The sequence below is a fragment of the Acaryochloris sp. IP29b_bin.148 genome, assembly GCF_028285565.1.
Lineage (GTDB): Bacteria > Cyanobacteriota > Cyanobacteriia > Thermosynechococcales > Thermosynechococcaceae > Acaryochloris.
On the sequence record NZ_JANQOY010000090.1, the window covers coordinates 1 to 22145 of the forward strand.

Genomic DNA, 22145 nt, shown 5'->3' on the forward strand with positions numbered 1-22145 from the left:
ATTCTCATAGAAATGACTGATTGAACTCCAGGCTCTTTCAGCACTCGCTTGTCGAGCCATAGAGTTGAGTTGCTTAGCAAACGGAAAATCATTGGCAAGGACTCTACACAACTTGTTTAAGTCGTATTTGCCCGTACCTTTGTGATCCATCCAAAAGCGCAAGCACTTATTACGAATGAATTGAGCCGTTCTGATGGCTTCATCAATTGCACTTGCTTGATGCTTACTGGTTCTTGCCTTGAAATCTAGTACAATCATACTATTATACTAGCATGTTCGGCGTAACAATATGCTGGGAATGAAGTGCCATACACATCTCCAACTAACATTCGTATAGTTGGAGTCTTCACGCACATTTTCTGGATAAACAAAGACTAAGGCGAGGCAACCGACCACAACAATGGCTCGGGTTCCTCTATCGGCATACCGTTGGTAATCCATGCCGTTTGCCAAGGTCCCCCTCCCACTTCCAACCCGCAGAGATGACTATGAGCTTTCAGAACCAAAGTGGATCCATGCTGATGATAGCGTTTGAGGGTCAGGGTTACTTGACCATGCATGGTGTCCTTACAAATAAAAATCAGGCCATTTTGAGTGGGGGCTCTCAGAGGGGTGCCGGTGCGATCGCAACTCGCCCACACTTCAATCTCATAATGCGCATTATGGGCTTGCATCGTCCATTCTCCCCACGGTGTGACCGACCAAGAGATCTCGGCATTCCAAGGTGCAAACTCATAGAATCGCCCTTGATAGTGAACCCCAATCAATCCCACCGACTCCATCCACCACAATACTTGTCGACGACCAGCGGCGGCAGTTAAGGCCAAATCTGGTTGATCGGTAAAGCAATTGCAATTGATCCAAAACCATTTCTGAGGAAAGGCACCGCCCCAGTTTTTCTCTGCATAGGCGGGGGCGTTCTCAAACACATACCGTTTATCTTGCCAGTCTATCCAGCCCGTGGCCTGCCCATGTGCCATCATCACTTGCCACCCCGGCTCAATAATGGGCAAAAAGGATAGCAACCCGCCGGTGGCTTGAGACGGCTGACCTACATCTCCCCAACCATAAATGGGACGAATATAATATCGCCAGTGGGCGGCTTGTCCCGTGCCTGGATCATAAAGATGGCCCTGATGCCAGGTATGGGTGCCCTGGTACCCCAGCGGGATGTCATAGTCAAACTGTTCCGGGTCTAAGAATTGGGGGCGCTGCCCAGGCAAGGAATGTCCCCAATGTCCCAAACCTAAAGGCCCCATCCCCGTCGGTGCCCCCCAAGACCAGAATTGGCCCACATCGGCAAAGGTGCGACAGAAATAACTATCTTCAGGACCCAAAATTTGAGCGGCGCCCCCACTATGGGGTTGTCCGCCAATGGGATCCTCAATGGAATACATGAAGGCAAAAGTTTGGTCCAGCTCAGGTAAAGTAACTCGGTAATACCAGCCTTCAAAAAATCGATGCTGATTACCATCCCAGTGATAACCACTATGGGGAGTAATCAGCGTTTGAGATAGCGTATTCATAACAGGTCCGAACCGGGCATAACCAGCGCCCTTTAGGTTCGGTCTCTACTCGTTGGTGCAACTCCTTTCTTCATCATAGAATTTGGCTGAGGAGAAAGCGGGGAACTAAGAATAAAAAAAGATTTGCCTCAGGAGGGCTCACAAGGAGCCAGGGAGCAGTACACCTGAGGCAAACGCTATCCTAACAATCCCTTCCTCAGTTGTACCTGAGTGGATTCACGGAACCTATTGTGCTTTCAACCCTTATCTTGGGAGGGCCGTACATCCATAATTGGATGAAATAGAATCCCAATGGGTTAAACGCCACCCAGTCGTCTGCATCTACCGCTAAAAAGGCTGGGTGGTGTTTGCCTGTTTCACCGATCACCTGAGTGGAGGTGGGCGATTACGGGTTGGGCGTGGTTGGAGCGGATTCCACCGGAGGCGTCAGCTCAGGCGTAGGTGGTGTTGCAGGCGGCGTTGCAGGCGTAGGTGGTATTGCAGGTGTGGATGGCGTTGCAGGTGTAGGGACAGAGGGGGTAGAAGTCGGATTCTGTGGCACAGGGATAGAGGGCAAGGGGACCGTGGGTGCCACATTAGACGGTGATGAACCCGCAGGTGCGGTGGCGGATGCATCTTCCTTAACACAATTAAGAGTTCTCAAGGTTGCCGCAGCTGCATAGTTTCGCTGCGCCGATTGATCGGGGGTAAATGCCTGACCTGTTTCATTCAAGGGTGAAGCCACACCACAGTAACTCGACATTTCTGTAATTACCGCAGCAGCCCAATGGTTACTAGTATCTGTAAAGGTTGCGGCTGCCTGCTTCGCCGTGAGTTGGGTCTCTAGCTTGGCTAAGGATTTCGCATAAATGGCTGCTTGCTTGAGCACTGCCATCATTTCAGCGCGTGTGACTTCGCGCTCGGGTTGAAACGTGCCATCAGGATATCCTTTAACAATATCGTTCTGCTGTGCGAAGGCAATCTTGGCAGCACTCCACCGATCAGAGGCCACATCAGGATAGGGATTGCCGCTGGCTTGGCTCGGGACTTCAAAGGTCACCCCTGGAATATTTTTCAGGGATTCTAAAATCATGGAGACCAACTGCTCACGAGTCAGAGAGTCTAGCGGGCGGAAGGTATTGTCTTCAAAGCCCGCAATAAACTTGAGAGCAACTGCTTGGGCAATCTCTTTGAGGTAAATATCATTTTCCACATCTGGGAAGGGAATGGCACTGACCCCCTTGGAAATATAAACATGTCCCAAGGTTTTCTTTTTAAACGTGCGTTTAGTTAATCGCCACTCAGAGTTGAGAATAATTTTGGCAAAGCTAGTGGTCTTACCATTGGTCCGCCCCAGTTCAATTTCCTGATCTCCCCTAGCTTTGGAGTCTGGAATGCCCATTAACACCATATCCGTATCGGTTTTACGAATTTGGAGGAGGTAGCGTCCTCCCAAATCTTCGCCATCGACTCGGATGGAGTAGCCATTGCTATCCACACTACGGCCACATAAGCCCGTGAAATCAAAGTTCAGTAGGAGTGGATCAATGATCACAGGACTACTGCCACTTTCACTCCAGCACTGCTTGTCTGGAGAGATTTGCTCTAAAATCAGCAGTTGATGCAAGCCACTCGACCCCACGGGAGCAGCTACCATCACAAACTTAGACTGATCGATCTCTTTTTCACTAAAAGTAGCGGCTTGGGCCTCGGAGACGGGCACAGCTGCGGCAAACGTAGCAGTGGCCGCGAAGGCGAGTAAGTGAACAATGGGGCGTAATGATAATTTCATGGATTTGGCTCTACGATATGACATTAAATATGCTGAGCGACAAGATGCAGCCCCTGTGACGACCAGCCTCAACTGGCTGGTTCCAGGGCGTTGATTTAAGTCGAGAGTCTAGCACGCCAAACCGCTTGTTTTACTTCATCTTCCAAAAATATAACTAAGTTTTAAGCCCCCATTGACAGCGCTATTGCGGACGATACCAACGAATTAAGCGCTCAGGACTTACTCCTAGATAATAAAGTGCCAAAATCAGCCAATTGCGTACAGTACACTGTAGAATCCCTTCTTGCTCCCAGCGTCGGGGAGAGACCAAAACGCGATCGCACACAATCCAAATTGGAATTCGCTGCCGCTTCAGAGCCTGCATCAAGGCCACATCTTCCATAATCGGTATCGGCGGGAAGCCTCCCACCGCCATAAAGGTCGAGCGCTGGATAAAAATAGCTTGGTCTCCATAGGGAATACGAGTCAGCCGCGATCGCCAAGACGCGACCTGGCTAATCCATTGCAAACTGAGGCGAGGGCTATTAATGCCAAGGTTAAAGGCCCCCGCAGGGGCCTGTTGAAGGGCTTGCTGAATATGGCTAAAGGCCTGCTCTGGCAGCTGCACATCGGCATGCAAGAACAGGAGTGTGGAGGCACGGGCGAGGTGAGCCCCAGCATTCATCTGCGGTCCTCTACCAGCGGGAGCCACAAGCCCCTGAACCTCTGGGGGAAGATAGTGCAGGGTCGAACCATCCGCATCCCCATCCACCACAATCACTTCATAGGGCACTCCCTCAGAAATTCGGGCCAGGTCATCCAGCAGCGGCAGCACCGTTGCCCCCTCATTTAATACGGGAATAATGATGGAAAGTTCAGGTGGATCAGAATCCAAAGCAGTCATGATGTTGCTGGAGGTACGCCATACTCTCCCTTGGGCCTTGGGCGTGCTGGAATCGCTGATGAAATTGGCGTAAATCCTCTACGGTATCGATATCATACCAAGGGGGGAGTTGATAAACAGACTGGGATGGCAAAAGTTGTAGTGTCTGTGTGAACACCGTCTCGGTGCTCCACGGTATGCCTTCAAAGACGGCTGGGGTAAAATTTTCCGGCGTGAAGCCCAAGGTGTAATAGCCACCATCATCACTGGAACCAATCACAATCTGTTGTTGTTGAAGCGCCTGAATCCCTTCTTCTAGATAGGGCAGCGGCAGATCAGGACTATCACTGCCTGTAATTAATGCGCCACGATAGCCCAGTTGAAAGCTGGTGGTAAAGGCGTTAGCCATTCGTTCTCCCAGGTCCTTGCCCACCTGTGGAAAGTACTGATGATCTGCTCCCAACCAATCGCTGACCGAGGGTTGGGCATCAGCAGGTGCAAAGAAAATCAGCTGGTCGAGTCCGAGAGTCTGGGTTGTGAAGAGTAAGTCTCTGGCAAAACAGCGATAAAGCGCTGCTGCTTCAGCAAAGCCAATTACGCGGCCCAAGCGAGATTTGACGGTACCAGGGATCGGATTTTTGACGAATAACAATAGGCAGACAGAAGAACTTGAGGAGGACCTATCCGAAAGAGTCATAACGGGAGGTTAATAGCCGTATGTCCTTATCATATCGGCTCTAAGCCACCTTCAGTGTTGCTGCCAATGGGCGCTGTCGATAGTAACCCAAGGCCTTGCATAGACGACGTTCTAGGGTGCGGTGTGTGCAACGAATTACCCGATTTTGGTCGGTGTTGGTAAAGAACCAGTCACAGCGCCACAAATGGCGTTGGCAGGTTAATACCCATTGTTGCCCTGCACATTCAAAATGCGCCATAAAGTGAGCATGGTGTAACCCTTGCTCATTCAATTGAATCACTAGACCTAGTTCTTTTTGGACATTGGGATTCAAGGCCCGATCGAGTTCTTGCTGGAAGGCCGCACGCAAGTAAACCAAACGCCGCCGATACCGAAGAGCCATTCTCAATTTGCGTTGTTGATACCGCTGGCGGTGAATCAGATCTACTGGGGTGGCGGCGACGGTGGGGCAACGGTGGGGAGTGGTAAGACCAATAGACATCACATTTAGGCTCCATTGACAGGCTAAATTAGTACAAATGTACTTTATCGGTAATAAACGCCGCTGTCAATCCTTTAATGTCATTAAATCTAGACACCTAAATGGAGGATGCATACGCTATATGTAGTGGAAATATTTTTTTAGTGCTGCATATAGCGCTTTAATCGAACAGGTCATAAAAAAGAGGCCCTGCAAGCAGAGCCCCTGGAGTCTTAGAAAGAGAAATGTAGCGTTTGAATCAGGATTATGCGATCGCAGCCATTTTTACTTCATTGGTATTGAGAATATCTTGCAGCTCATCGGCATCTACTGTTTCTTTTTCCACTAAGCGATTTGCGATTTCATCCAACACCAACCGATTGGAAACCAGGACGTCCTTAGCCCGGCGGTAGGCTTGGTCCACCAAATTACGGACTTCATCATCAATGGTGGAAGCCGTCTCTTCAGAGAAGTCTCTTTCACTCATGATGTCGCGCCCCAGGAAGGGATTGCCTTGCTGGCGACCCAGTGCCACAGGACCCAAACGATCGCTCATACCAAAGCGGGTAATCATTTGGCGGGCCACACGAGCGACCTGTTGGAGGTCATTCGACGCACCGGTCGTGACTTCCTCTTCACCGAAGATAATTTCCTCAGCGATCCGACCGCCCAGCGCCACCGCCATTTGATTCTGTAGGTAGCTGCGGCTGTAGAGGCCGGAATCCATTTGATCTTCGTTGGGGGTGAACCAGGTGAGACCTCCTGCACGACCCCGAGGAATAATACTGATTTTCTGGACCGGATCGTAGTCAGGCATTAAGGCCCCTACCAAGGCGTGGCCTGCTTCGTGGTAAGCCACTAAACGCTTACGACGTTCACTCATGACACGATCTTTCTTCTCCGGTCCCGCTAAGACCCGGTCGATGGCATCATTGATTTCATCCATCGAAATCTCAGTCAGATTACGACGGGCAGCCAGAATGGCGGCTTCGTTTAAGAGATTAGACAAGTCGGCTCCTGTAAAACCAGGGGTCCGGCGAGCCATCTTCTCCAAGTCAACGTCTTTAGAGAGGGTTTTGCCACGAGCATGGACGTTAAGGATTTCACGACGTCCTTTGTAATCGGGACGATCCACGACCACTTGACGGTCAAAGCGACCCGGACGCATTAGCGCTGCATCCAGAACATCAGGCCGGTTGGTGGCAGCAATAATAATGATGCCGGTATTGCCTTCAAAACCGTCCATCTCCGTTAAGAGTTGGTTGAGGGTTTGCTCTCGCTCATCATTACCACCCCCTAAGCCGGCACCCCGCTGCCGACCCACGGCATCAATCTCGTCAATAAAGACAATACAAGGGGCGTTGTTTTTGGCCTGTTCAAACAAGTCTCGAACTCGAGATGCACCCACCCCTACAAACATCTCGACAAACTCTGAACCAGAGATAGAGAAAAAGGGTACGCCAGCTTCACCAGCCACAGCCTTGGCTAGGAGGGTCTTACCGGTTCCTGGAGGGCCAACTAAAAGGACGCCCTTGGGAATCTTGGCACCGACCGCCGTAAACCGATCGGCATTTTTCAGGAAGTCCACCACTTCCGTTAGCTCAAGCTTGGCCTGCTCAATCCCAGCCACATCATTGAAAGTGACTTGGGTTTGGGGTTCCATTTGCACTCTGGCCTTGGACTTACCAAAATTCATGGCTTGATTGCCAGGTCCAGACTGGGCTCGGCGGAAGAGGAAGAAGAGTCCTACTAATAATAGAAATGGCACTAAGAAGGTACTTAAGGCCTTCAACCAAACTCCTTCTTCACTGGGAGGAAGAACAGCAATATCAACATCTTTGGCAGTCAAAATGTCAATAAAGTCAGGATCCGGCGGCAGGTTAACGGTGATGATGCTCTCACCCGATTTAACCTCAGCCATGGTGCGATCTGCACTGATCCGAATTTTCTCAACTTGATTGTTTTCGACTTCTTCCATCAACTGGCTATACCGCCAGGTCGGTTTTTCCGCAGGCTGACGTTCTAGCAGTGCTGTTCCCAATGCCAAAACGACAATGGCTAACAGTGCGTATAGTCCTGCATTTCTCCACCGCTTATTCACGGGCTCCAATCCTCCAGGTTCAAAATGGGGCGATGCGATCGCGACATTAACTAATGTTAACCCATTCTTTCTGTCGGTGGGGTTAGTGGCTGGTAATCACGCTATTCTCAGGATTGACCAATCTGAGGAGCTTTTGTTTAATTTGGGTATCGTAAACACTCCACTTCAGTTTGGCGTATTCAGAATTTTCGTTGAGGCCAGACAAAAATCCCATAGGAATTTCAAACCCCCCAGCTAGGGAGCGGCCACCGCCAAAGAAGCGACCTTGAGTGTCTTGGCCAAAGGCTTCCTTGATAAATTCATCGGGATCGAGAGTCAATTTAGTAGTGCGTAAAGACCCGACCACCAGTTCCAAATCCTCATCTTCATCATGCACAATGCCATATACCACGGCAGTATGCACGTTATCTTCTGTGACTAAAAAGTCAGCAGCCTGGGGAATCGCATCCCGGTTATCGTACCGCAGGAAACCAACCCCAGCGATGGTGACATTGTTGTAAACGCTCCGATTTTTAAGGGCGCTCTCAATAACATCCATGACCTGCTTGGACCGAGAAGATTGCAGAACAGTATTCAGTAACTGGCTATCGTAGAAGCGGCTAAGATATGCTGCCGCCAGAAAATCCTCTTCCTGGGCTTGTCGGAGATAATTAGTGTCAGAGCGCAGTCCATGCATCAATGCTGTGGCACAGTTCACATGTTCACTGATGTTGTTATCAAACTCTAACAACCCAGCTTGTAAGTACTGAGTCATAATCGTTGCCGTTGCCCGTGTGTTGGGTCGGACATCGGTATATTCAGCCTCAGTGCCTTCTTGCAAACTATGGTGATCGATAATAGCGGTAATCGGGATGCCAGCTGCCTTCAGAATAGGGACGAGTTGACTGGTGGTGCCTTGATTGTCAATTAAGACGCAACCTTGGTAAGACGATAAATCTTTCTCTTTTGTTTTAGGAGACTGACAGGCCCAGCGCTGCACAGGAAGATTAGTGAGCTTCACCAACGCAATATTTTCTTGATGGCTCAGTGTACCCGCATACAGGATTTCGCATTGGATATCATATTGCTCAGCAATCAGTTGATAAGCCCAAGCAGAAGACAATGCATCAGGGTCAGGAAAATCCTGCAAAATCACTAGTTGAGACTCCCCTTGATGACGTTCCAAGAGCACTTTCAGAGTCTCTGCCCGTTGTTCTTGAGCCCGACCATTCAAGCTAGTAAGCGTGTTTGCCGAGCGAGACCCTCGCTTTTCTCCCGTATTCATATTGGGAGAGCAGAGGTCTGATTTGAGGTCAACTGACTGCAAAGAAGTTGAAACCATAATTAAATAAAAACCTAAAGGTAGGCAGGAGGAATATTCAGAGTGAACGTCGATTTGAACGGATTTACTTTAAAGGCTGAAGCTGATTCTGCAGAGTATCATGATTTGTTGGGCTTGGGATCGGTGCCAGTCCAACTAAAGTTGCTGCTGTGACCACACTTATCTTCTTTGATCTTAGCCTGTGAGCGCCATAGCTCTATTGTGAGGATACCCCTAAATATGGGATGGGAAACCCTGCAAGCCAAAATAGTTCTCCCATAGATCCAGCGAGTCTACATGCCAATGACGTATTTACGCCATTCTTGGTGAAAACCATTGCGAAGATGCTTCGTAACCTCAAAATACAGGCTACTGTAAGGACGACGAGGGGTTTGATTAAGCATCATCTGTGCTTCTTTAGGGGTGCGATTCCCTTTTTTAACGTTGCAACGAACGCAAGCGGTCACCATATTTTCCCAGGTGTCGCCCCCACCTCGCGATCTCGGCATCACATGATCTAACGTCAAATCATCACCAGAGTGACCGCAGTATTGACAGGTATGACTATCACGATGGAGGAGATTACGACGGGTGAGAGGAATCTCTTTGTAGGGGACGCGTACGTATTGACGCAATCGAATGACGGTTGGCAACGGGAAGTCTCGATACACAAACTTACCATTGTGTTCAACTTGCTCTGCCTTCTCTTTGAGGACTAAAACAACCGCTCGACGCCAGCTGGTGATATTTAGCGGTTCATAGGAGGCATTCAGAACGAGAACTTTGCCCATGAATCCTTTTCCAAGGAGATCTGATACAGATAGTAGCACACGGTCTACGAAACCCACTTCTTGGCACTGGTTGCCCCGATCTGGGTCTGTCGGTAAATACACCTGCAACATTACGGTTGTCCTGCCCCCGCATCCTGAAGCTGCTGTCTATAGTGGTTAATGTGTTCACAGTGCAACACAGGTCTTTGTAGTCTGAGCGGTATTAGTCTGACGATGATGACATGTTTGATCATTCAGTCTTAATGAATTCTGCATCTGCAACATCATCCCTCACTCAACTGCAACTCAGTCATACACTGAATCCTAAAACCGTCTAGACCAGGTTCGGTAAATACACCTTCAAGATCTGGCGATCAAAGCCAAGTATAGAAGTAAGATAACCAGCCAACGGCGCTTATACATTAGTACAAATAAACTAATTTTGCCGTCAAAGGATAGTCCTAGACAGTAGTCATTGACCTGTTTGCTTAACAGACGATTTTTAGAAGGAGCCTGAAGAAACCTATGGCAAAAGTTGTTGGAATAGATTTAGGAACTACTAACTCTTGCGTTGCCGTGATGGAAGGGGGTAAGCCCACCGTCATTGCCAATGCAGAAGGATTCCGAACAACCCCCTCCGTTGTCGCCTTTGCCAAGAATGGCGATCGTTTGGTGGGTCAGATTGCCAAGCGTCAGTCGGTGATGAATCCTGAAAACACCTTTTATTCCGTCAAGCGCTTTATTGGCCGCCGTCAAGATGAGGTCACTCATGAAACGACGGAAGTGTCCTACAAAGTTCTCAATGAAGGAGGCAGCATTAAGCTAGATTGCCCAGCGGCGGGTAAGAAGTTTGCTCCCGAAGAAATTTCAGCCCAGGTTCTACGCAAATTGGTGGATGATGCCAGTAAGTATTTGGGAGAAAAAGTCACCCAGGCCGTCATCACTGTACCGGCTTACTTTAACGATTCCCAGCGGCAGGCCACTAAAGATGCTGGCAAAATTGCGGGTGTGGAGGTTCTGCGGATTATTAACGAACCCACCGCCGCGTCCCTCGCTTACGGCTTAGATAAAAAAAGCAATGAAACCATTCTCGTTTTTGACTTAGGCGGCGGAACCTTTGACGTCTCGGTGCTGGAAGTGGGTGATGGAGTGTTCGAAGTGCTATCGACCTCGGGCGATACGCATTTAGGCGGCGATGATTTTGATAAAAAAATCGTGGACTACCTAGCTGCAGAGTTCCAAAAAGCAGAGGGCATTGATCTCCGTAAGGATAAGCAGGCTTTACAGCGGTTAACTGAAGCGGCAGAGAAAGCCAAAATTGAGCTGTCTAACGTTACCCAAGCTGACGTTAATTTGCCCTTTATCACAGCAACCCAAGATGGTCCCAAGCACTTAGATACCACCTTAACTCGGGCCAAGTTTGAAGAGATTTGCTCTGATTTGATCGACCGCTGCCGAATTCCCGTAGAGAACGCTGTTCGCGACGCCAAGATTGACAAGAGTGCGCTCGATGAAGTGGTCATGGTGGGTGGATCCACGCGAATCCCAGCCGTGCTAGAAGTCGTGAAAAAGGTCCTTGGTAAAGACCCCAACCAATCCGTTAACCCTGACGAAGTCGTTGCCGTTGGTGCGGCAATTCAAGCCGGGGTATTGGCCGGTGAGGTGAAGGATATCCTCTTGCTGGATGTGACTCCCTTATCCTTGGGTGTGGAAACTCTCGGTGGCGTGATGACCAAGCTAATTCCCAGAAACACCACCATTCCCACCAAAAAGTCAGAAGTATTTTCCACGGCTGTTGATGGCCAAACCAATGTGGAGATTCATGTTCTTCAGGGTGAGCGGGAAATGTCTACCGACAACAAAAGCCTGGGAACGTTCCGGTTAGATGGTATTCCTCCCGCACCTCGGGGAGTGCCCCAAATTGAAGTGACCTTTGACATCGATGCCAACGGGATTCTCAATGTTAACGCCAAGGAAAAGGGCACAGGCAAAGAGCAATCCATTAGCATCACAGGGGCATCTACCCTGTCTGATGCTGAAGTCGATAAGATGGTTCAAGACGCGGAGCAAAATGCATCTGTAGATAAAGAACGCCGGGAGAAAATAGAGACTAAAAATCAGGCAGACACCCTGGTATACCAATCAGAGAAACAGCTCTCTGAGTTGGGAGATAAAGTCTCAGGTACAGACAAAGAAAAGGCTGAAGGTCTAATCAAAGATCTGAAAGAAGCCATTGCTAGTGAAAACTACGAGCAAATGCAATCTCTGACGACTGAGCTGCAACAAGCGCTCTACAGCATTAGCACTCAGCTTTATCAACAAGGAGATGCCGCTGCCGCTGCAGATGCACCTGAGGGGACAGCCCCTGATCCAGGCGCGAGCGATGGTGGTGATGATGATGTCATTGATGCTGATTTCACAGAAACAAATTAAGCGTTGTTCTCCATTGGCTTTTTCAGGCCAATGGAGAACAGCACCCAGGTGACCCTTGGGTTTCTATCACTCCTTCCTACACTCTGTTCCAGCGCTGGAGCAGAGTTTTTTGTCCTTAAGGTGACTGATATGCCCTGAAAAGGGGGCTATGGTAACTGAGTCGAACGGTATTTTTGGCGCTCATGCTTGAGGGCGGCCCTCACCTGTTCCACCTCTTGATCTAGGTCCTGTAGCCATTCTGACGTCAGGGTTAAGGCGTTGGCTTTACTCATCTTTTCCAGGGCTTGATAACGCTGGGTCAATTGATGAGCCCCCATTGATACAGTCATTGATTTTAAAGCATGGGCAATTTCATTGACTTGCGCTGTATCCTGCTGGGTGATCGCAACCTTTAACCTCTGCAACATGGGTTCTGTATCACGCAGAAAGTTATCAATCACGGAGATCAAAAAGGATGCTGCATCATCGCCGCCAATTTCCAATAGGGCTTGCAGGGCTGATTCGTCTAGTAATGGAGGTGCCTGTTCTGGCTGTATTGACGGCCTAGGTTGAGTAGGAGGACGATACAGGTTTAAGGCTGTGGCTAAGGTCTTTAAAGCAACAGGTTTACAGAGATAATCATCCATCCCCGCATCCAGACATTCCTGTTCCTCTTCTGGCAACACCCGACCCGATATCCCAATAATATAGAGAGAAGTAGCCTGCTGCCGGAGCTGTCGTGTCACTTGCAGGCCGTCCATTTTGGGCATCTGAACGTCTAACAATAGCAGATCATAACGATTAGCCTGAATGGCACTGAGTACCTCTAGACCATTACTAACCCGATCAGCCTGGTAGCCCAGATGAAGGAGCCGTTGAACCATTAACTCTTGGTTGAGATCATTGTCATCTGCCACTAAAACCTTCAACTGTGTAGGAGGGACAGATGCTATACGGCCTTGATGGTTTTTCATAGACTCAATTCTGCACCTCTGCTGCTTAGAAGCTGTGACAGATCTTTCGCTGATTCACTGTTCGGCAGACAGACGATGGTCGGCTAATGCTAGGCTCACTGTATGTTGAATCGTCAACGCAACGTTGCTAGCCTATCTGGTGCCTGTTTAGCGGTTGATGTCAAAAAAGTCGTCTGAATAATCAATCAGATGCCTCTTTATCCCCTAAAATACCCACCTAGGCCATCCATATTACAGCATCGTCACTGAATGCCATCCCCCCTACTGAGGAGATGCTCACTCAAGGTTATTTGCGTTCAGGGTGATAGCGATCGCGGCTCGTCGAACTCATCTGATTAATGGCTGCGATCAGTTGACTTAAACGTCCGTGATCGCGCTGATTAAAATAGAAGACTAATCGGGGTAAATGCTCTGTCTCATCTTGAACTTGCTGGGGCTGAGGTTCTTGATGGTCGCTTTCTTCGGGTAAGGCGGCACTTTTACGAATCCGATCTTTGATCAGAATGTCGATAAATTCTTGGTTTAACCACTGAACTTCGTCATCCGTCAATTCTTGATTCAGACGCATAACGAGGCGATCACCCACGTAGCGACTAGAGTGATAGACCTGATAAAACCCTGAGATGGCTGCACAAGCCGTTTCCAGATTGTCTGTGATCGTATACAAACGATGATCGTCAGCACTGATTAACCCTCCTGCAATTAAATGCTTGTGGATATAGTGATTCCAGTCGTGCCAGTAGTGAGACCCAGGCGGTTCAACCAGAACGACGGGCACAGGAGGAGATTTTCCTGTTTGGCTCAGGGTGAGGCATTCAAAGGCTTCATCTTGGGTGCCAAAGCCACCGGGAAAGAGTGCGATCGCATCCGTTTCCCGAAGAAAAAATAGTTTGCGAGTAAAGAAATACTTAAAATCGATCAACTTCTCATCCCCCGCAATAAACGGGTTGGAATCTTGCTCAAAAGGGAGCTGAATATTGAGTCCAAAGGACTTCTCTGCCCCTGCACCTTGATTGCCCGCCTCCATAATGCCACCCCCTGCTCCCGTCATCACCATAAATCCCTGCTGGGTTACACAGCGAGCAAAGTCAACGGCCATTTGGTAGGCCGCACTGTGAGTGGGTAAACGAGAGGACCCAAAAATAGAAATCTTACGGACATGCCGATAGCGATGAAAAACTTGAAATCCTTGCTCCAGGTCCTGCAAGGCGGCGGATAAGATTTTCCAGTCCAACCGATCGAGATCTTCCTCAGCCATATTCAGTAACGTCTCCATGGCCTGTAAGATCAAAGCGCCATGCTTTAGCTCCGGTAAAACCTCTAAAAAATGATGTAGACGCTGCTGTAAATCAGTGGGCTGATGGGATGGCATCATAGCAGTAAGGTCACTCTTCAGGACGGTAGCAATGAGAATCGACGCAGCTCCAAGATAGCAGCTCCTTTACACAAAAAAGCAGCCCCAACCTTTAGGAAGGACTACTTAAAGCAAATCAATTTTAGTTGAAGCGTTGAGCGCCGATGTACTGAGGAGTCAGCAACTTCAGACCTTCTAGAGATATTTATCTAGCGTACTCGCCAAAGTGGTTTTAGGAACGGCTCCCACCACCATATCGACGCGCTGTCCCCCTTTGAAAACCATAAGGGTAGGAATGCTGCGAATACCGTACTGGCTAGCAACGTTAGGATTTTCGTCTGTATTAATCTTAACGACTTTGACTTGCCCTTTGTACTGCTCTGAAATCTCATCAACAACAGGCGCAACCATTCGACAAGGTCCACACCAGGGTGCCCAAAAATCGACTAAGACGGGGACATTACTATCAATGACCTCTTCCTTAAACGTAGCATCTGTGACTGGGGCAGCTGATGACATGCTTAGAAACCTTTATGTAGTGTAGCTTATCTACGATTCTTACCATAGCAGGTTCGACCTCACCTAGACATAAACAGAAAATTAACAATCAAACCATGGCTTTAGAAAGCCTTACCTGACTATCCCCCATTTAATATGAGGAACCGCCTGAACAATCGCTCAGGCGGAGTGTGGTGTGAGGAGTGAACGGAAACATGCGTCTCCGCTATTCCCATTCTAGGCAACACATTCGCGTTTGCCATATCTTTTTCGACCTAAAAGGGCCTCTATTCATGTTAAGTTTGGCGAATTTTTGTTATTTACCCATCCCTAATTTTTGGGCTGCTTGATACACTTTCCCTTCGGTTAGCAAGGACGGCGCAATAACGACCTCGACTTGCTGCATTTGCTTAATATCTTTGGCTCCCAAGGTTCCCATGCTAGTTTGCAAGGCACCGAGGAAGTTATGGGTACCATCATCGAGTTGGGCGGGACCGCGTAAGATTTGCGCTAAGGTTCCCGTTGTCCCGACCCGAATTCGGGTCCCGCGAGGCAATAGAGGACTGGGCGTTGCCATTCCCCAGTGGAATCCTCGCCCAGGCGCTTCCGCAGCTCTGGCAAACGGTGATCCCATCATCACTGCATCTGCACCACAGGCAATACACTTGCAGACATCTCCCCCAGTGATCAAGCCACCATCCGCAATAATGGGGATATATTGGTTCGTTTCCCGGAAATGGTCGTCACGGGCGGCGGCACAATCTGCGATCGCAGTAGCTTGGGGTACGCCAACGCCCAACACACCTCGGGTTGTACAAGCGGCACCTGGACCAATTCCCACTAACACTGCTGCCGCCCCCGCTTGCATCAAACGTTTAGTGACGTCATAGGTTACACAGTTACCCATCACCACAGGAATAGGCAGATCTTGACAAAATTGAGCAAGATCAAGTGGACTGACACTTTCAGGAGACACATGATCGGTGGAGACCACCGTTGCTTGAATAAAAAACAAATCGGCGCCCGCTTCCGCCACCGCTGATCCAAACTGGCTGGCGCCAACAGGGGTCGCGCTCACGGCAGCAATTCCTCCCTGAGACTTTATTTGAGTGATTCGTTCGCGAATCAGTTCTGGTTTGATAGGCTCCGCATACAATTGCTGCATTAAGGGCACAAAGCCATTCACATCAACTTCAGCAATTTTGTCCAGAATAGGCTCTGGATCAGCGTAACGGGTTTGAATCCCTTCTAGATTCAGCACCCCGAGTGCCCCTAACTCTGACAAACGAACAGCCATTTTGACATCCACAACCCCATCCATCGCACTCGCCAGAATCGGAATGTCCCGTTGAATCCCCCCCAGTTGCCATTGGGTATCTGCAAGTTGTGGATCTAATGTACGCTCTCCTGGAGACAGGGCAATTTCGTCAATGCCATAGGCTCTACGTGCCGTTTTACCACGGCCAATTTGAATATCCACACCTGTACCCTTCCAGAACGATTTAGCTAGACTAACAAAGCCAAAAAGCCCTGTCAAAGTCTAAGAAAGACGCTAGCCTTGAGGACAACAGAGATCGCTAACACTGGTATGCATGAGCCGATGGTAACTATACCAAGAGCTGCTAAGCGTCGAGAAAGGGTCTGCCCCAAGGATTAAGACTCAGGAGAAGAGCGCCGTTTAATAATGGGTTTACTCACTGAACGCGATTTAGAGGACGGGGCGTTTTGGGGGTTGGCATTGAATTTTCTGGGCTTGCGGTCATGACGCTCTCGTTTAGACTTGCGTTTAGGCGGAACGAGGGCAATTCGCTGACCAGACATAACGGCGAGTTCCCCTTTTTGTCTGTGAACATGTAAATCCCAGAAATAGCCTAAGGTTTTATCCGTTAAGTTACCTAACAGTTTGAGCTTGAAAGATTTAGGTCGATCGGAACTTTTACGAGGGGATTGCTGGATTTTAACCAATAAGTAATTTTTTTCTGTGGATTGGAAAACAATTTCACCTCGAATCGAAAAATAGCCATCTTGCAAGGGCGCAGCCAGTTGGCCGGGTTGTTCAGTAGGTTCAATTTCCCCTTCTTCTGAAGCGGCCATGGGACCAAAGCCTTCAGCCGACCAAACACCAACAATTTGCATATGGAGGGTCCCCTCTTTTTCCCGTGTGCGGGGATAAACCACCCATAGATACGTTTGCTCTAGGTCTAGGTACTTCTTCACAAGGCTCATCACCTGGCCTAACAGCACCGCATCGAGCGGGGTTTGGTCCTCTGCGACCAGCATGCCCCGATTAAATTGTTCCTCAGAAGGCTGATACTTGCCCTTGATTAAGCCAATGGCTCGATATTGCATGGGCTCACTGGGAGGGGGGATTGGTTGTTGTCCTACAATCTCTCCAGCAGCTTCTTCGCCAGCGGATCCTTCGCCAGCGGTCGCTTCCTCCAGCTTGCGATCGGTTGAGGTGCCCACTGAGGGAGTAGCGGGTGACTGTGGGGGCGTTTTGACCACAGGACGACGAGGAGGACCTTTTAACTCCATGCCACCATGAGTCTCACCTGTATGGGTGTCAGCGTGAGCATTAGATACAGGCTGGGCATCCAGGTCAACGGATGGATTTTGTGAGTGACGTGTTGCCTTAGAGGACTGTTCGCTAGAGGAACTCATAGACTTCGAGAAGATAATCGAGCAACAGGTGCGTGAAACCTGATTGTATTTTTTTACCATCCTAACCGGGCAGTCGATCAAATCCTAATCTGTGATGAATTTAAAATGAACATTTGCGGCAAAATTCCCTTGTTGTCTCATCCCAGCCAGGCAAAAAAACTCAATTAATACAAGCGAACTCACCGGATTTTTGGCTGAACATTAAATTCTCTTTGTAGTCAATTGGACAATCCACAATGGTAGGTACATCTTGCGCTACAGCCGTTTTCAAAATGGGGATAAAGTCAGCACTCGATTCCACTCGGTAGCCTTTCAGGCCCATGCTTTCAGCTAGTCGGACAAAATCAGGATTACCAAACTTAATGAAGGAGGCTTCGCCATAATATTGTTGCTGTTTCCACTCAATCAAACCATAACCACCATCATTAAAAATGATTGTTGTAAAAGCTACACCTAAGCGCAAGGCGGTTTCCAATTCCTGCATATTGATCATAAAGCCACCATCTCCTGTGACCGCGATAATATGGCGGTCTGGGTAGACTAATTTGGCAGCTAATGCACCTGGAATCGCAATTCCCATGGCGGCAAAGCCATTGGAAATCAAGCAAGTATTCGGGCGATCGCAATGATAGTGGCGGGCTATCCACATTTTATGGGCTCCCACATCAGAAATAACGATATCCTCTGAGGCTAAAACCTCTCGCAAGTCATAAATCAGCTTTTGAGGCCGCATCGGGAAATGATCGTCCTTCGCATATTGCTCGTAATCAGCACGAATTTGAGGCCGTAATTCTACGCCGTAGGGATCCGGTTTGCCATGACGATCGGCGCGGCGTAGAATCTCGATCAGGGAATCGGAGATATCACCCACTACCTCGGTTTTGGGAATATAGCTACTATCGATCTCAGCCGGCTCCGGCCCCACATGCACGATCGGAATCGTACCTTCTGGATTCCACTTTTTAGGAGAGAACTCAATTAAGTCATAGCCGACCGCGATCACCAGATCGGTTCGATCAAATCCACAGCTAATATAGTCTCGCTGCTGTAATCCCACAGTCCACAGAGCGAGGGGATGGGTATAGCGAATCACGCCTTTGCCCATAAAGGTGTTCGCTACAGGGATATTTAATTCTGTGGCAAATTGGGTGAGCGCTTCACTGGCATTGGCACGAATGGCACCATTCCCCACCAAAATCAAAGGATTAACGGCTTGAGAAATAACTTCTGCCGCCTCTTCTAAATTGCGAGGAGAGGCAAAACTGCGCTTAAGGGTATCAGGTTGCAAAGGATTCCCTTCGGCAGGCATTGCCGCAATATTTTCGGGTAAATCAATATGAACAGCGCCTGGCTTTTCTGCTTGGGCTCGTTTGAATGCCCGTCGGACAATTTCGGGCGTATTGCTGGGCCGCACAATTTGGGAATTCCATTTGGTGACGGGATTGAACATGGCCACCAAATCCAGGTATTGGTGGGATTCAATATGCATGCGATCAGTACCGACTTGCCCGGTAATGGCCACCAAAGGGGCTCCGTCCAGATTGGCATCCGCTACGCCGGTCATCAAGTTGGTGGCCCCCGGCCCTAGGGTGGAGAGACAGATGCCAGCGCGCCCCGTCAGTCGACCGTAGACATCGGCCATAAAGGCAGCGCCCTGTTCATGGCGAGTCGTGATGAATTGGATAGAAGAGTCTCTGAGCGCTTCTAGGACTTGGAGATTTTCTTCACCCGGTAGCCCAAAAATATATTCGACACCCTCATTTTCTAAACATTTGACCAACAATTCTGCTGTGTTCATTAAAAGTGGCTCACTTCACCCATACGGTTTTGATGTTAACGAATTCATGAATCCCTTGAAGGCCCAATTCACGGCCATATCCAGATCGTTTAATGCCGCCAAAAGGGAGACGGGGATCGGACTTAACCATGCCGTTGATAAATACTGCTCCTGCGTCCAACTGTGTGATCAGATAGTCGTGCTCTTGGGGATCGGTGGTCCAGGCACTGGCGCCGAGTCCAAAGGGACTATCGTTAGCTAGCTTAACGGCTGTGGCTAAATCTGGCACCCGAAAGACTAAAGCCACCGGACCAAAACACTCTTGGTAATAGATGGGATTATCTGCGGTAATTTCCGCCACAATGGTGGGCAAGTAGAAATTCCCTGGTAATCCATTCCAACGCTGACCCCCAGTCAGGATCTGGGCACCATGAGTAATCGCGGTTTGGACTTGTTGTTCGAGTTCTTCCAGGATGGCTGTCGTCGCTAGAGGACCGATCTCGGTGTGGGCCTGCATGGGATCACCCACACTGAGATCGGCAAAGGCTGCAATAAATTTTTGGATAAATTGATCTGCGATCTCATCCACGACAATAAAGCGTTTTGCCGCAATACAGGACTGCCCCGTGTTGAGCATCCGGGCTTTGACTGCGGTGGTCACGGCGGCCTCTAAATCGGCACTCTCCAGCACAATAAACGGATCGCTTCCCCCTAATTCTAGGACTGTTTTTTTGATCTGACGACCTGCGATCGCAGCCAGGCTCGCGCCTGCGGGCTCGCTGCCCGTAAGGGTTGCGGCTTTCACCCGGGGATCTTGAACCACCTTTTCGACCTGCTGGGCAGAGATCAGCAAGGTTTGAAAGACCCCTGTTGGAAACCCTGCCTCTAAGAAAATTTTTTCAATAGCCAAAGCACATTGGGGAACATTAGACGCATGTTTGAGCACCCCGACATTTCCCGCCATTAAGGCGGGGGCTGCAAATCGAAACACTTGCCAAAACGGGAAATTCCAGGGCATGACCGCCAGAATAATGCCCAGTGGTTGATAACAAACCCAAGAAGACTGGGCATCCGTGGCCACCGACTGATTGGCCAGAAAAGCTGGCGCCTGTTCCGCATAATATCGGCAGACCCACGCACATTTCTTGACCTCTCCTAAGGCCTCTTGGATGGGTTTCCCCATCTCCAGGGTCATGAGCGCTGCATAGTATTGACGATGGTTCGGATCTTCCAGCAACTCAGCCGCTCGTAGGAGCCACTGGCTGCGTTCGGCGAAATCAACCTGTCGATAGGATTGAAAGGCTTCGTCGGCAAGGGCTAACTTGGCGTGAATCTGATCAGCAGACAGGGGAGCGAAAGATTGAATCGTCTCTAACGTGGTCGGATTTACCGTTGCGATACCCATGTCCCCACCTCTGAGCGACTGTTCTAAATCTGCGATGACAATGACTATACTGCCAATCATCGCAAAAAAACGCGGGTCTTGTAGAAAAAATCTCAGAAAATCTGACAATCAAGATAGACAGGTTGGTTTTGGTAGAATCTTTTGCATAGCCCCATAGGCTTGGGCATCTGCTTGTTTTGTGATACCTCTAATCCCGCTGCAGCTTAGCATTACGCTCTCCTGAAGGGATGCCAGAGTTCAACCAATCGGGCGGTGTCGGTGTGTTGAATGTGATTGATCAGGAAAATTATGGCTGCAACTTGTTCTTTTGATATTGTCAGCGATTTTGAATGGCAGGAATTAGTCAATGCCATTGATCAAGCGAATCGAGAAATTAAGGCTCGCTACGATCTAAAAGATACTAAAACAGAAATCAAACTAGAACCCGCTGAAATCACGATCAGTACGGATAGCGAATTTACCCTGGATGCCGTCCATAATGTGTTGCAAACCAAGGCGGTCAAACGCAAGCTCTCGCTGAAAATTTTTGACTATGGCACGATTGAATCGGCCAGTGGGAACCGGGTCCGACAGACAATTAAGCTGCAAAAAGGGATTGATACGGAATTAGCGAAGAAAATTTCGAAGCGGATTCGCACGGATTATAAAAAAGTGCAGGCCAGCATCCAAGGCGACGCGGTTCGAGTCTCCTCCAAATCCAAGGATGATTTACAGCAGGTTATGCAAGATCTAAAGCAGGGAGATTGGCCCGTTGCCCTCCAGTTTACAAATTACCGCTAATCTTAAGAGTGGGTGATCCTACTTTTTCTTGACCCGATTATGGAGGTATTATGCTGCGCCGGACTTCAGTCGCAACCATTAGCTTAATTATTGGAACCATTCTCTCTGTGGTGGGGATGGCTGGATACATCAACAATGAAACCACTCTAAATGTGATTACATTCTTCGTTGGTGTTCCCATTTTAGTGGGTGCCTTAGCTCTCAAGGCGGCTGAACTCGAGCCTGTTTTTCTAAAAGAAGAACCCTCTTCTGAGATGCTGGCGTTACGAGAAGCTCAAGCCACCCCTACCCAAAACCAAGTGCGTCAAGATGTCACGCGTTACCGCTATGGACAAACGGTCCATTTGGATATCGCTCTAGAACGTTTGGGACTCAAACCTAGCTTTGTTGATGAATGTCCTGTTTTGGTGGGATTACGTGAGGCGAATACAGAGGGTGCCTATACCCTCGTGCTGGAATTTGAAACGCCCTACGTTCCATTTGAGGATTGGAAAAAGAAAGAAGACCGTTTTGCGAGCTTCTTTGGCCCTGGCATCAGTGCATTAGTGGAAGAGCCTAGCAAAGATCGTGTCGATATTTCTTTGATTTCTCAGGCGGGTTGAGAATTATCTCGAAGCTGATTCAGTCCAAGTTCTCAAATGGATTCTTATGCTTAGCTGATCATGGCTACCCCATTAAAATAGCTGGGAAGATACCCAATCCTCCCCTCTACTTGGGGAGTGAGGTCTTTAATAGCTGGACTCTGGTAAAAATAGGTGGGGTTAACCTCCATTACATCCCCTGTTGACCACTGCGGT

At 49.0% G+C, this 22145-nt stretch carries 18 protein-coding genes and 1 pseudogene; 3 read left to right on the plus strand and 16 right to left on the minus strand.

Translation table 11 applies throughout. From position 1 onward, the window contains the following. The 9 genes and pseudogenes from Q0986_RS08300 to Q0986_RS08340 form a co-directional block, all read right to left on the minus strand. Positions 1-258: pseudogene (locus Q0986_RS08300) on the minus strand (hypothetical protein); the annotation flags it as partial. 116 nt (positions 259-374) lie between these two features. After that, positions 375-1526: a tocopherol cyclase family protein gene (locus tag Q0986_RS08305; protein ID WP_299407788.1), complete on the minus strand. Its 1152-nt coding sequence runs from the start codon at positions 1524-1526 to the stop codon at positions 375-377. Between the two features lie 385 nt (positions 1527-1911). Next, positions 1912-3297 (minus strand): DUF3747 domain-containing protein, encoded by a 1386-nt coding sequence (locus tag Q0986_RS08310; protein WP_299407791.1) that lies wholly within the window; start codon positions 3295-3297, stop codon positions 1912-1914. A gap of 181 nt (positions 3298-3478) precedes the next feature. Beyond that, positions 3479-4180 (minus strand): TIGR04283 family arsenosugar biosynthesis glycosyltransferase, encoded by a 702-nt coding sequence (locus tag Q0986_RS08315; protein ID WP_299407794.1) that lies wholly within the window; start codon positions 4178-4180, stop codon positions 3479-3481. After that, positions 4161-4856 (minus strand): TIGR04282 family arsenosugar biosynthesis glycosyltransferase, encoded by a 696-nt coding sequence (locus tag Q0986_RS08320; RefSeq protein ID WP_299407796.1) that lies wholly within the window; start codon positions 4854-4856, stop codon positions 4161-4163. Before Q0986_RS08320 ends, Q0986_RS08315 begins: the two co-directional genes overlap by 20 nt. A gap of 40 nt (positions 4857-4896) precedes the next feature. Then, positions 4897-5337 carry a hypothetical protein gene (locus tag Q0986_RS08325; protein ID WP_299407799.1) on the minus strand — a complete coding sequence of 147 codons (441 nt, stop codon included), beginning with the start codon at positions 5335-5337 and terminating at the stop codon, positions 4897-4899. A 244-nt stretch (positions 5338-5581) separates the two neighbouring features. Further along, on the minus strand, positions 5582-7417 hold the full coding sequence (gene ftsH3 / locus Q0986_RS08330) for an ATP-dependent zinc metalloprotease FtsH3 (protein ID WP_299407801.1): 1836 nt from the start codon (positions 7415-7417) through the stop codon (positions 5582-5584). Between the two features lie 82 nt (positions 7418-7499). Continuing rightward, complete coding sequence (locus tag Q0986_RS08335) at positions 7500-8738, minus strand: bifunctional oligoribonuclease/PAP phosphatase NrnA (RefSeq protein WP_299407806.1); 1239 nt, start codon at positions 8736-8738, stop codon at positions 7500-7502. A gap of 272 nt (positions 8739-9010) precedes the next feature. After that, on the minus strand, positions 9011-9508 hold the full coding sequence (locus tag Q0986_RS08340) for an HNH endonuclease (RefSeq protein ID WP_299407808.1): 498 nt from the start codon (positions 9506-9508) through the stop codon (positions 9011-9013). A 504-nt stretch (positions 9509-10012) separates the two neighbouring features. Between Q0986_RS08340 and dnaK the strand changes: the two genes are divergently transcribed. Continuing rightward, the gene (gene dnaK / locus Q0986_RS08345) at positions 10013-11920 is read left to right on the plus strand and encodes a molecular chaperone DnaK (protein ID WP_299407812.1); all 1908 of its coding nucleotides are present in this window, start codon (positions 10013-10015) and stop codon (positions 11918-11920) included. Positions 11921-12066: 146 nt separating this feature from the next. Here dnaK and Q0986_RS08350 read toward each other — a convergent pair whose 3' ends face one another. From Q0986_RS08350 to Q0986_RS08380, 7 genes are all read right to left on the minus strand, one after another. Beyond that, complete coding sequence (locus Q0986_RS08350; RefSeq protein WP_299407816.1) at positions 12067-12873, minus strand: response regulator; 807 nt, start codon at positions 12871-12873, stop codon at positions 12067-12069. Positions 12874-13159: 286 nt separating this feature from the next. Then, complete coding sequence (locus tag Q0986_RS08355) at positions 13160-14248, minus strand: LOG family protein (protein WP_299407818.1); 1089 nt, start codon at positions 14246-14248, stop codon at positions 13160-13162. A 174-nt stretch (positions 14249-14422) separates the two neighbouring features. Further along, on the minus strand, positions 14423-14746 hold the full coding sequence (trxA, locus tag Q0986_RS08360) for a thioredoxin (protein WP_299407822.1): 324 nt from the start codon (positions 14744-14746) through the stop codon (positions 14423-14425). Positions 14747-15041: 295 nt separating this feature from the next. Next, positions 15042-16205 carry a GuaB3 family IMP dehydrogenase-related protein gene (locus tag Q0986_RS08365; RefSeq protein WP_299407826.1) on the minus strand — a complete coding sequence of 388 codons (1164 nt, stop codon included), beginning with the start codon at positions 16203-16205 and terminating at the stop codon, positions 15042-15044. Between the two features lie 173 nt (positions 16206-16378). Continuing rightward, on the minus strand, positions 16379-17386 hold the full coding sequence (locus Q0986_RS08370; RefSeq protein WP_299407829.1) for a hypothetical protein: 1008 nt from the start codon (positions 17384-17386) through the stop codon (positions 16379-16381). A gap of 160 nt (positions 17387-17546) precedes the next feature. Further along, the gene (locus Q0986_RS08375) at positions 17547-19184 is read right to left on the minus strand and encodes an acetolactate synthase large subunit (protein WP_299407831.1); all 1638 of its coding nucleotides are present in this window, start codon (positions 19182-19184) and stop codon (positions 17547-17549) included. A 10-nt stretch (positions 19185-19194) separates the two neighbouring features. Then, positions 19195-20568: an NAD-dependent succinate-semialdehyde dehydrogenase gene (locus Q0986_RS08380; protein WP_299408193.1), complete on the minus strand. Its 1374-nt coding sequence runs from the start codon at positions 20566-20568 to the stop codon at positions 19195-19197. A gap of 288 nt (positions 20569-20856) precedes the next feature. Here Q0986_RS08380 and Q0986_RS08385 point away from each other — a divergent pair, with 288 nt between their 5' ends. After that, positions 20857-21348, plus strand: a complete 492-nt coding sequence (locus Q0986_RS08385; protein WP_299407834.1) for a YajQ family cyclic di-GMP-binding protein — start codon at positions 20857-20859, stop codon at positions 21346-21348. A gap of 50 nt (positions 21349-21398) precedes the next feature. Continuing rightward, on the plus strand, positions 21399-21950 hold the full coding sequence (locus tag Q0986_RS08390) for a DUF2854 domain-containing protein (RefSeq protein ID WP_299407838.1): 552 nt from the start codon (positions 21399-21401) through the stop codon (positions 21948-21950). The last annotated feature ends 195 nt before the right edge of the window (positions 21951-22145 follow it).